This is a genomic window from Nocardiopsis metallicus, assembly GCF_014201115.1.
Taxonomy (GTDB): domain Bacteria; phylum Actinomycetota; class Actinomycetes; order Streptosporangiales; family Streptosporangiaceae; genus Nocardiopsis; species Nocardiopsis metallicus.
Window position 1 is genome coordinate 860,272 of sequence record NZ_JACHDO010000001.1, and the last position, 10,648, is coordinate 870,919.

At 64.7% G+C, this 10,648-nt stretch carries 10 protein-coding genes; 7 read left to right on the plus strand and 3 right to left on the minus strand.

Annotated elements, in window-relative coordinates:
- Positions 1-44: 44 nt before the first annotated feature.
- Entirely contained in the window at positions 45-1,133 is a 1,089-nt protein-coding gene (locus tag HNR07_RS03675) for a helix-turn-helix domain-containing protein (protein ID WP_246420058.1), read from the plus strand.
- 4 nt (positions 1,134-1,137) lie between these two features.
- Positions 1,138-1,677 carry a hypothetical protein gene (locus HNR07_RS03680; RefSeq protein WP_184361911.1) on the plus strand — a complete coding sequence of 180 codons (540 nt, stop codon included), beginning with the start codon at positions 1,138-1,140 and terminating at the stop codon, positions 1,675-1,677.
- An 82-nt stretch (positions 1,678-1,759) separates the two neighbouring features.
- Here the strand turns inward: HNR07_RS03680 and HNR07_RS03685 are convergent, their stop codons facing one another.
- Positions 1,760-2,968, minus strand: a complete 1,209-nt coding sequence (locus tag HNR07_RS03685; protein WP_184361913.1) for a hypothetical protein — start codon at positions 2,966-2,968, stop codon at positions 1,760-1,762.
- A 198-nt stretch (positions 2,969-3,166) separates the two neighbouring features.
- On the opposite strand from HNR07_RS03685, the gene HNR07_RS03690 reads away from it, so the two are divergent.
- From HNR07_RS03690 to HNR07_RS03700, 3 genes are all read left to right on the plus strand, one after another.
- On the plus strand, positions 3,167-6,532 hold the full coding sequence (locus tag HNR07_RS03690) for an Eco57I restriction-modification methylase domain-containing protein (RefSeq protein ID WP_246420061.1): 3,366 nt from the start codon (positions 3,167-3,169) through the stop codon (positions 6,530-6,532).
- A 152-nt stretch (positions 6,533-6,684) separates the two neighbouring features.
- Positions 6,685-7,494, plus strand: a complete 810-nt coding sequence (locus tag HNR07_RS03695; protein ID WP_184371353.1) for a transposase family protein — start codon at positions 6,685-6,687, stop codon at positions 7,492-7,494.
- 51 nt (positions 7,495-7,545) lie between these two features.
- Positions 7,546-8,238, plus strand: coding sequence for a type IIL restriction-modification enzyme MmeI (locus HNR07_RS03700; RefSeq protein WP_221318699.1), 693 nt, complete (start codon positions 7,546-7,548; stop codon positions 8,236-8,238).
- A gap of 55 nt (positions 8,239-8,293) precedes the next feature.
- Here the strand turns inward: HNR07_RS03700 and HNR07_RS03705 are convergent, their stop codons facing one another.
- Both HNR07_RS03705 and HNR07_RS03710 read right to left on the minus strand, forming a co-directional pair.
- Positions 8,294-8,524, minus strand: coding sequence for a DUF397 domain-containing protein (locus HNR07_RS03705; RefSeq protein WP_184361919.1), 231 nt, complete (start codon positions 8,522-8,524; stop codon positions 8,294-8,296).
- Positions 8,521-9,384, minus strand: a complete 864-nt coding sequence (locus HNR07_RS03710) for a helix-turn-helix domain-containing protein (RefSeq protein WP_184361922.1) — start codon at positions 9,382-9,384, stop codon at positions 8,521-8,523. The genes HNR07_RS03705 and HNR07_RS03710 overlap by 4 nt, the downstream gene beginning before the upstream one ends.
- Before the next feature lie 224 nt (positions 9,385-9,608).
- Here HNR07_RS03710 and HNR07_RS03715 point away from each other — a divergent pair, with 224 nt between their 5' ends.
- Both HNR07_RS03715 and HNR07_RS03720 read left to right on the plus strand, forming a co-directional pair.
- Positions 9,609-10,154, plus strand: a complete 546-nt coding sequence (locus HNR07_RS03715; RefSeq protein WP_184361925.1) for an ATP-binding protein — start codon at positions 9,609-9,611, stop codon at positions 10,152-10,154.
- A gap of 105 nt (positions 10,155-10,259) precedes the next feature.
- The gene (locus tag HNR07_RS03720) at positions 10,260-10,610 is read left to right on the plus strand and encodes a hypothetical protein (protein ID WP_184361928.1); all 351 of its coding nucleotides are present in this window, start codon (positions 10,260-10,262) and stop codon (positions 10,608-10,610) included.
- The last annotated feature ends 38 nt before the right edge of the window (positions 10,611-10,648 follow it).

Genomic DNA, 10,648 nt, shown 5'->3' on the forward strand with positions numbered 1-10,648 from the left:
GGTATATCAGCTTGATCTAGGCTAGCTGTGCGATGATCGCACACATGATGGATCAGCTGAGTTGGGAGAGCATCGGCGAGCGCGTGCGGGACAGCCGCGCCTCCATGGGTCTGTCCCAGCAGGATCTGGCTGACCGGGTCGGCCTGGAACGCAGCATGATCTCCAAGTTGGAGAAGGGGGCCCGGCGCGTCGACGCGATGGAGTTGACCGCCATCGCCAGGGTGCTCGACTACCCGGTCACGCACTTCCTCTCACCCACCCCAGAAGTGGTGTCGCGCCGGGCAGCCACCACCGAAGCGGAGGAGCTCAGTGAAAGCACCGCTGCGCGTGGCGCCTACCGGAACGAAGCCGAACTCGCCCAGTGGCTGAGGGACGTACGCCAGCTCATTGACCTGGGCACGCTGACCCCGCGTCCCTTGGCGCTCTACCCGCACAGGGTCACAGACCTCGACTCGGCCCGGGATGCGGCCCGCTGGATTCGGACCCGTCTCGGTTTGGGAGACGCTCCCATCGAGTCAGTGGCTGATGTCTGTGAGAGCGCTGGCCAGTTCCTGGCGGTGGCTCCGCTGACATCGGACGGTGCCTCGCTCGTGGACGGAGATGTCGCGGTCGCGGTTATCCGCCTGGATCAGGAACCCGGTCGGCGGCGTAGCACCGCCGCTCACGAGCTGGGTCACATGGTGTTGGGCGACGAGTACTCCAACGATCTCGGCGTGCACACCCCACGCGAAGAGCGGGAGCGTGCGGTGGAGGTCTTCGCTGCGGAGCTCCTGCTGCCGAGCGGTCAGCTGGACCAGGTGTTGGCGGCACCTGACGAAGAGAGCCGCCGACACGCTCTGGTGAGACTGGCCGCTGAGTACCGGGTGTCGTGGAGCCTCGCGATCGCGCAGCTTCGGCGCTCTGGCACGTTGGACGGTGGTGAGCTGCGTAAGCTCCGGGGGCGCGTACCCACGGAGATCGAGTTCAGGGAAGCGGTGGGTTGGAAACCGCAGCCCGACCTGGCCTCGATCCGAGTCTCTCCGAGGTATTCGTCTGCGGTCGTCGCAGCCTTGCGAGAGTATGCGATCACACCCGCGCGCGCGGTGGAGATGATGCGCGGACAGATCGAACTCCGAGACCTCAGCGAGGACTGACGGGTTGACCCCTTTCGACGAGCCCTTCCTGTTCGACGCTTCCCCGCTGCTGCACGCAGCCAAGGCCGATCGCCTGGACGTGCTTGGTGACCTGGTCAGAGGCCACGACTGCCTGACCACGCAGTCGGTACTCGACGAGGTGCGGCGCAATGATCCCGACGCGCACGCTGTGGTGGTGCTTGCGCCCTGGGTCCGCACGGTGCCGACGGACTCCCTGGAGTTCCTGCGCAGATTCGGTACCTGGAGCACTCGGATGTCACTCAAGGACGATCACAACATCGGTGAGACCATGCTGTGCGCCTACGCCGATCTCCAGGGCGGCACCTTGGTGATCGATGACAGGGACGCTCGCAAGGTCGCTAAGCGTTATGGGCTGGTCGTCTGCGGGACCATGCGATTGATTGCCGATGCCTGCGTACGGGGTGACCTCACCCTGCCTGGCGCTTCCTCCCTGGCGGACACCCTGCTGGAGTCCGGTATGCGGCTGCCCTTCGCCAGGGGAGGTTTCGAAGCCTGGGCCAGGCGGGAGAACCTCCTGGGGTAGGGGGAGATCCAGGAGGAAAGTGTCTCACCAGCTTGTTAGGCTCAGCGCGAGCGCTGAGCCTAACAAGCTGGTGACCCCCACCTCACTGGCGCTGGTTGTTGAACCGCTCCTGGAGTTTGAGCAGAGCGTTCTCGTCCACCTTGGTGGCGAGCTCGGAACGCTGCGCGGGCACCGCTGAGGTCGAGCCCCTGCGCCGGTTCTGCTTCTTGTTCTTGGATCGCCTTGGCTGGGTCGGGATCCCGGCGGTCTTCGGCGTCGGCTGGCTCTGCCTGGGGGCGGGCACCGGAGTAGTGCTCGGTGCGGTCACCCGCTCCTGTGAGTGCACGGTCAGTGTGGCCCTGGGCATCAGGTGTCGCAGGGCCTTCCTGCTGATTTCCAGCAGCTCCTCGGCTTCCCCGCGATAGTGAGTGATTCCGATGTCCTTGGCTCCCTTCAGGAGCCACAGGAGGCGGTCACTGGACTGGCGTGCTTCCTTCCAGTCTCCTTGTTTCAGGGCGGTGCGCAGGCGCTCGATGCGGGGGTGGGGGAGGATCTGCCCGGGCTCTCTCGACCTACCACGAGCTCGTGGATTCGGCATCGGGGCAGGGGCAACCACGGGTTTGGGGAGCGCCATCGGAGGCGGGGACGACCTGTGCTCTATCTCCAAGGAGCATTCCTCGATCGGTCGCCACCAGGTCTGGCCGTCAGGGGAGGTGGTTCCGACGTCGACCCTTCTCTCGAACCCTTCGGTCCGCATACGGAATCGGAGGGCGTGCCCGTCGGTGCGGGTGAGGCGCTGGACCAGCTCGGAGTTGTTCTGCACGAACCAGGCCTGTGGCCGGTCGAGCCCCTGGGAGAGCAGACGTTGAACACCGGGGTTCACGTGTTTGGTGAACTCGAAGAGGATCGTCGGCTCTTCACCGATGGCGGGCAGGGTGAGCCGGTGGCAGGTGCCGCCGGTGTCGAAGTCCCCTTCGAAGCGTGGTTCTCGCTGAGTCAGGCCGTTGGCGCTGAGCCAGCGGTTGACGTGCTTGCCAGCGAAGAGGTGATCCGCGCTGTCGATCCCGCCGAACTGCCGGGTGCACTGGTTGGTACTGGAGTGGTGCGCGAAGTGCGCGACCTTCTCCCAGTAGATCTTGACCCCCAGTTGGCCGCCGCAGCCGCCGAGCAGCTCACCACACCAGAAGGTGGCCTCCGGGTCGCGGTCCTTGAACTCCAGGGCCAGGTGCCGCTCCATGGGGAGGAAGACGGGGTCGTAGGAGAGGCGACCGCCCAGAGTGGCGGTCTGCACCATCCGGTGATCGTACGTCATGCAGAAGGACTAACAGAACGCCGTGAATCCAGGTAGGGGCAGAGGTCCGGTTGGCCGGGTCCGGCCGATTCGCTCTCCTGGATACCGGGCGTGGTCGGTGGCCACCTGGTCAGCCAGCTACCGAGGCCGTGACGGGAGGGCCCGCACCAGTACAGCGAGGGCTGTGGCTGGGCCTTCGATGGCCGATAACCTCAAGGCATGCCTGGACCTCGCCGACGTCGCGCGCCCTCGATCCACCCTGCCGAACAGCACACCGAGTGGCTGGGACTCCTCGCACCCGACGGGCCCTTCCTCTCCGCGGAGGTCCTTCTAGAGGCCTTCCCCGACGGCCTGCCCGCGGTGGCCACCGAGGTGCGCCGGACCCTGCGGCAGGGGTGGCACGAACTCGACCGGGAACGCACCGGCGCGCTGGTGCCCGCGTGGATCGAGCTGGTGCTCGGTGAACTCCTCGGCTGGGACGAGGGGCAACGCGCGCAGTCGGCGGTGGAGGGTGCGCGGGTGGCACCCGAGTTCGCGCTCTTCGGCCCCGGGCCGAAGGGGCGGGAGGAACGCCTGCACTTCTACCGGCTTCCCCTGGGAACCGAACCCGCCCGCTCCCAGGGCGGCCGCCCCTCTCCGGTGGAGACCGCCGCGGCCCGCTGCCGTGAGTCGGGGGTGCCGTTGGCGCTGGTGACCGACGGCCAGTACTGGGCGCTGGTGCACGCGCTGCCCGGAAAACCCACCTCGGTGGGGGTCTTCGACGCCGATCTGTGGGGCGAGGAACCCCTGCTGCTTCAGGCGTTCGCGGCACTGCTGGAGAGCCAGCGGGTGCGGCTGCCCGCCCGGGACAAGGGCGGAGAGCTCACCAACGCGGCGGCGGCGCTGTTCGAGCGCACCTTCGACAAGCAGAGCGACCTCACCGAGGACCTGGGCAACCAGGTCTTGCGGGCCGTGGAGCTGCTCGTCGCCGAGATCGCCCGCTTGGACCGGGAGTCCAGCGGCCGGTTCCTGGAGCACGTGGGCGAGCGGGAGATCTACAAGGGCGCCTTGACCGTCCTCATGCGGCTGGTGTTCCTGCTGTACGCGGAGGAACAGCGGCTGCTGCCGACCGACGACCTGTACGCCGACCACTACTCGGTCAGCCGCCTGCACGACCAGCTCACCGCTGACCGGGACCAGCTGGGTGAGGAGGTCGTGGACCGCAGGGCCGCCGCCTGGCCCCGGCTGCTCGCCCTGTTCAACGGGATCCACCGGGGTTCCGAGCACCCGGACCTGAGGCTGCCGCCGTACGGGGGGTCGCTCTTCGACCCGCAGACGTATGAGTGGCTGGAGGGTTTCGCCGTCGCTGACCGGGTGGTGTTCGAGATCCTCGACGCGCTGGTCATGTTGAAGCCCAAGACCAAGAAGGGCACCCCGACCCGGATCTCCTACAAGGGTCTGGGGGTGGAGGACATCGGCCACGTGTACGAGGGGCTGCTGGAGTTCTCCGTACGTAAGACCAGCGGTCCGTACGTGGGGCTGCAGGGCAAGGCGGAGCCGGAACTGCCGCTGGCGAAGGTGGAGGAGGCCTACTCCGAGGGCGAGGAGGCCTTCCTCGACTGGTTGCAGGAGGAGACCAAGGCGACGCGGACCCAGCTCAAGAAAATGCTGGCGGCCGAGCCTGGGCCGGAGGAACGGTCGAGGCTGCACTCGGCCTGGGACAGCGACGCGGAGCTGACCGAGCGGACCCTGCCGTTCTGGGGGCTCCTCCGGACCGACCTGCGAGAAGACCCGACGGTGTTCCCGGACCGGTCGGTGGTCTTCACCCGGGTGGGGGAGCGTAGGAAGACCGGGACGCACTACACCCCGCGTGAGCTGGCGGAGAAGGTGGTGCGGTACACCCTGGAACCGCTGGTGTACCAGCCGGGACCGGCTGAGGGCGCATCGGAGGGGGAGTGGCGGGTCAAGCCCGCGGACGAGCTGCTGAAGCTGAAGGTGGTTGACCCCGCGGCGGGAAGCGGGGCGTTCCTGGTAGCGGCGACCCGGTACCTGGGGGAGCGGGTGGTCGAGGCCTGGCAACGGGACGGGCTTCCGGAGGAGCTCCGCCGGGACGGCGAAGATCCTGGTGAGGGTGAGAGCTCCGTTGAACTCGAAGACGTGCGGCTGTACGCCAAGCGTCGGGTGGCGGCGTCATGCATCTATGGCGTGGACCGTGACGACATGGCGGTGGAGCTGGCCAAGCTGTCGATGTGGTTGGAGACCCTGGCCAGAGACAAGCCGTTCAGCTTCCTCGACCACGCGCTGAAGAGCGGGGACTCGCTGGTCGGGTTGGTGAACGAGCGGCAGGTGAAGTACTTCCACACGGACCCTGAGGAAGGGCGGAGCATCAACGCTCGGCTCTCCGGTGACGTGGGTGAGTACATCGACCGTGTGCTGGGCGAGGTCACTGAGCTGAGACGGGAGATCGAATCCCTGCCCCCGGTGAACGACCCGGAGGAAGTGCGTCAGAAGGCGAAGCTGAATGCGGAGGCCAATGCGCGTCTCACGCAATTGCGGCTGGCGTGTGACGGTGTGGTCGCGGCGGCGTTGGCTGCTGAGCGGTACGCGGAGCTCGACCTGGAGGATTACGAGAAGAAACTCCAGGACGCGGAGGACAAGAAGTACAACTGGCAGGACGCGTACAACCGGCTGCTGACGTTCCTGTCGGATGAGTTCCTGGAGTTGTTGGACGAGAGCACGTACGACTTCTATAAGGAAGAGGCGACGCGCTCCAAGATCCGTGACTGGTTGCAGGGGGACAGGGAGCATCCGATCAAACCGATGCACTGGGCCATCGAGTTCCCCGAGGTGATGGGGGATGGCGGGTTCGATGCGGTGGTGGGGAATCCGCCGTTCATCGGTGGGCAGAGACTGACCGGAAACATTGGGCGGGATGTTCGCGAGTACCTGGTGGTAGACATCGCCAACGGGAAGCGCGGGAGCGCGGACCTGTGCTCGTACTTCCTACTGCGGAATCTGGCCCTTGCACCCAAGGGGCGTACCGGGATCATCGCGACCAACACCATCGCGCAGGGTGACACACGTGAGGTCGGACTCGACCAGGTGGTGGACCAGAAGGGCTGGCAGGTCTACCGGGCGGTGAAGAGCCAGAAGTGGCCGGGCAGCGCGAACGTTCACGTGTCGTTGGTGTGGGCAGGCCACGGCGGAGAGCGGGAGCAGGCTGTCCTGAGCGATGCGCGGGTTCCGGGGATCACGCCGTCACTTGACCCGCAGTCGCGGGTGACAGGTAACCCATGGCGTTTGGTCGCCAACGCGGGGCAGTCATTCCAAGGATCTAATGTGCTGGGTGAGGGGTTTATTCTGGATCCAGATCAGGCTAAGGAGCTGATTCAGAAGAACCCGAAGAACCAGGAGGTGGTTTTCCCGTACCTGATCGGAAAAGACCTCAACTCCAGGCCCGACTGTTCACCGAGTCGGTGGGTCATCAACTTCGGAGCCATGTCCGAGGAAGAGGCCAGGGAGTACTTGGAGCCGTTTGAAATTGTGGAACGGGACGTAAAACCTGTCAGAATGCAAAACAACCGGAAAATTTACCGGGACTACTGAGGTTTTCTCAGCGAAATGATCTCTGCGGAGCAGGGTGATTTTCGGATCCCCGCCGGGCCGGACGAGTGGCACCTGGATGCGAGCAGACGTAAAGCCCCTGGTAGGACAGGTCTCACCACAAGATCATGTCCGTAACCACCAGAGGCTTCACGTTGGTCACCTATTCTGCCACCCTCGACGTCCCACGCCACATCGTCGAGTTCCTCGCCCGACACCTGGCCGCCCACCGCCGAAGCATCGCCACTCCGAAGGGCTCACGGGCACTCGGGCCGTTCCGCCAAGCGGTGCTGGTGCTGCGCTGGTTCCGTGAGCGCGGCTGTGTGCACTGCCTGGCCCGTGACGCCGGAATCTCCCAGGCCACCAGCTACCGCTACCTACACGAAGGCATCGACGTCCTCGCCGGCCAGGCCCCCGACCTGCACGAAGTCTTGGCCAATTGCCACAACGAAGGGATAGCGCGCGTAGTCTTGGACGGCACGCTGATCGCCTCCGACCGCCTCGCGGGCGTCCGCGAGAACGGCAACGACCTGTGGTTCAGCCAAAAACACAAGGCCTTCGGCGGCAACATCCAGTTCCTATCCGCACCGGACGGCACCCCGCTGTGGGTCTCCGCAGTCGAGCCCGGATCCACCCCCGACATCACCGCCGCCCGCCTCCACGCCCTGCCCGCCCTGTACAAGGCAGCGGCCGAGGGCCTGCCCACCCTGGCTGACAAGGGCTACCAAGGCGCCGGTATCGGCGTGCACACCCCCATCAAGCGCCCTACGGGCCAGGGCGAAGGGGCTCTGCACGTGGACACACGGATGTATAACGCGCTGTTGCGGCACGTGCGTGCGCTCGGTGAGCGCACCGCCGCCGAACTCAAGGAGCGCTGGCGGACGCTGAAGTACGTCACGCTTAGCCCGAGCCGGATCGGAGACATCGCCCGTGCGGCTCTTGTCCTCAACAGGCAGTGGAAATGATCTTCGCTGAGAAAACCTCACTGGTGGCAGTGCGGAGAAAAGCGGCCTGCGATGATGGAGGCAATTTCTGGTCTAGGTCGAGTCCTGGTGATTGCGCGTGTGAGTGACACGGGCGTTCCGTTGTTCGTGCGGACTGGTCAGGTTTTCAATGAGAAAATTGTAGTATTTGCTACCGGGGAAAACAGTAGGCTGGCGCTGTTGTCTTCAGTTATCCATGGCGTTTGGGCTCGCAAGTATTCATCTACGCGCACGTCGGATCTTCAGTATACGCCGTCGAAGTGTTTTGAGACCTTTCCGATGCCTTCGGTGACGAGCCGAATGGAGGAACTTGGGGGGCAGCTTAATGATTTTCGTCGGAATGTCATGCAGAAAAACCAGCTGGGTCTAACTCCCTTGTATGGAAAGGTGCATGATCCTGATTGCGAGGAATCTGAAATCCTCCAACTTCGGAGAATTAACGGCCAGATTGATGAGACTGTCAAAGAAGCCTATGGTTGGACAGACCTTGAACTGGGGCTTGGTTTCCACGAGACACCTAAGGGTGTGCGTCTGACAGTGAGTGAAGCGGTCCGTGTTGAGATCTTGGACCGGCTGCTCCAGCTGAACTTCGAACGGCACAAGGAAGAAGAGCGCAAGGGGATCTGGCCGCCGAAGAGGAAGTCCCGAAAAAGGGCCGAGGCGAAGAAGGCAGCTCCACCGGTGATGCAGGACGGCCTGTTCCCTCCGGAGGGCACTCTCTTCTGAGATGCCGAAGCCTGGCGCGGGGTGTGCCTCCCGGGCCAGGCTTCGAGGGTTTGGGTTACTTGAGCGCGGTGGTGAGGAAGGATGCCCACTCGCTCTTAGGGAAGGGAAGGTGACCCGCGCCGGGGTGCTTTGAGTCCCGGATGGCTGCGCCGCCGAGGAGGGGGCCAGCCTCGACGCAGCTCTCGCCAGCGCCGCTGCGGAAGCTCGTCGGGATCTGAGCGACCTCCACGCAGTTCTGTGCATGTCCGCTGTAGCTACTCTTCCGGAACTCAAGGGCGCTGTTCATGAGGGGCTCTCTAGGGACTTCATGATGTCGATGATGAGATCAGCAGATCGCACGGTGCTCAGGGCAGATCCCTGGATGTCACCGAAGATAGCACTGTGTGCCTCAACGTCTTCGGGTTCCTCCAGGAAGAGCCCGTTAGACGCGGTGTCGATGTACACGATCGGAAGGTCGAGTGGGTCGGGGAAGTCCAGGATGGTGAACGGCGCGCATAGACCGGCATGCGAACCGGTGTCGCTGGTCAGGACCTGGATGTCCACATTGGGTAGCTGTGCCATGTAGTGCAGGTAGGCGAGTTGTTCCTTGAGCACCTCGGGGCCTCCGATGGCCCTGCGCAGTGCGCCTTCGTCGATGATGGCTCGGAAACGGGCGGGGTTGATGCGGGTCAGGATCTCCCGGCGCACCATGCGAGCTTCGGCCTTCTTCTTGATGATCTCAGGGTTGCCGAAGCGCCCTCCCAGGAGCAAGGCCTCCGCATAGGTAGGAGTTTGAAGGAGGCCCGGGACCATCTGTGCTTCGTAGGTTCGGATCATCGATGCCTCCGCCTCGAAGTCTGGCAAGGCCCGGTCTGTGAAGACTTCCTTGTACTTGGACCACCAGCCCCGTTGCCGCGCGTCCTTGGCAAGGGCATGCATGGATGCCCGCTGTTCTGCCCCCGTGATCTCGTACAGGTCCATGAGTTTGTCGAGATCGTCCGCTTTTATGCGTTTGGTCTCGGTTGTCTCCATTTTGGTGACTTTTCCGGCGCTCCATTTGAACTTATTGCCGACCTGGGTGGCTGTGTAGCCAGCCTCTTCCCTGGCTCGGCGAAGCATGGTTGCGAGGCGCCGCAGGCGGAGCGTGGGGCTGCTGGAATCGGTCATACGTGCACCTTAGTGGAGGAAAGCATTCGTAGAAAATTCTGCTTGAAAACTCTACGATTGCTAGTTACTGTGATGATTGTAGTTGGTGACCGGTGAGTTGCTGAAGGTGCTCGCTGGTCAGGCTATGCCTGGCCCGTTCTGTGCGTCACGGGGATCATGAATCTTCCAACGGGCGTCCGTTTTCACACCTTTTATGTCTTCTTGCGCCAAGGAGTGTGTTCGTCATGCCCGTATCCGCCCCCGAGGTGGTCCGGAGCGAGGTCACCGTGCCGATGACCAGCTTCATTCAGCCCTACCACTCCCACTACTTCTCCGGGCGGACCGACCGCCCCCACTTCCGGCAGCGTGACTACAGCTTCCCTGGCCTCCCGGAGCTGATGCCGCTGACCCGGCTCTTCCTGGACACCTGCGTGGCCGACTGCTCCGACGACTACCGGTACCTCTTCACCCTCCTGGGGTCCGAGCTGGCCGGGAACGCCATCCGGCACTCCCGGTCGGGGCTGCCCGGGGGCTTCTACGACCTCCAGGTCCGACGCTCCGCCCAGGGGATGCACCTGACTTGCCGGGACCAGGGCAGCACGGCTTCGATCCGCGCTGGTCAGTTCTCGCCGGACCCGAACGGGCTGAACCCGGAGGTCGAGGCCGGGCGCGGGCTCGCGATGATTGATGCCCTCGCGACCGCCTGGGGCGACAACGGGCTGCCCGAGCTCCGCACCGTCTGGTTCTTCCTCGCGCGGGACCTGGACGACAACCCCTGGTCGCAGCTCTGACCCGAATGCTTCGCACATGAGAGAGGGCTCAGGAAGACGCGGCAACGTCTCCTGAGCCCCGCAAACCCTGAATTCCACCGTTGCAGAAGTAAGAAAGCAGGATCGATGTCGCATCCTATCCCCGAGTCCCGCCGTCCGCTGGACTCTCGCCCGAACAACCCCTACCGGCCCCCGGCCGTGCCGGGCCCGGCCTGTGCCTCCTGCGCCCACCGCACCTGTCGCTCCTGCCGGGCCCAGACTCTGCCCCGCCTGGGCGGGCACCGCGCCGAGTTCGCCCTCGAACACCACAAGGCCGCCCGGCTCCAGGCCCGCCACCCGCACCAGATCGTGTGGTTCGGGGAGAGCACGCAGTCGTTCTGGGTGGCCTCCCGCAACTGCCTGTACGAGGCGAAGGACTGGGACGACCTGCTCGCCCACCTGTGGGCGCACACCCAGGTCAACCATCCCCGTCTCTGACCCGCAGGTCTGAGCCGCAGAGGCTCACACCGGGGCTC

Excerpts from the sequence above, each read along its gene's own strand:
- HNR07_RS03720 (WP_184361928.1), top strand. The coding sequence starts at position 10,260 with ATGTCGCATCCTATCCCCGAGTCCCGCCGTCCGCTGGACTCTCGCCCG.
- HNR07_RS03675 (WP_246420058.1), top strand. The coding sequence starts at position 45 with ATGATGGATCAGCTGAGTTGGGAGAGCATCGGCGAGCGCGTGCGGGAC.
- HNR07_RS03690 (WP_246420061.1), top strand. The coding sequence starts at position 3,167 with ATGCCTGGACCTCGCCGACGTCGCGCGCCCTCGATCCACCCTGCCGAA.
- HNR07_RS03715 (WP_184361925.1), top strand. The coding sequence starts at position 9,609 with ATGCCCGTATCCGCCCCCGAGGTGGTCCGGAGCGAGGTCACCGTGCCG.
- HNR07_RS03685 (WP_184361913.1), bottom strand. The coding sequence starts at position 2,968 with ATGACGTACGATCACCGGATGGTGCAGACCGCCACTCTGGGCGGTCGC.
- HNR07_RS03710 (WP_184361922.1), bottom strand. The coding sequence starts at position 9,384 with ATGACCGATTCCAGCAGCCCCACGCTCCGCCTGCGGCGCCTCGCAACC.
- HNR07_RS03700 (WP_221318699.1), top strand. The coding sequence starts at position 7,546 with ATGATGGAGGCAATTTCTGGTCTAGGTCGAGTCCTGGTGATTGCGCGT.
- HNR07_RS03705 (WP_184361919.1), bottom strand. The coding sequence starts at position 8,524 with ATGAACAGCGCCCTTGAGTTCCGGAAGAGTAGCTACAGCGGACATGCA.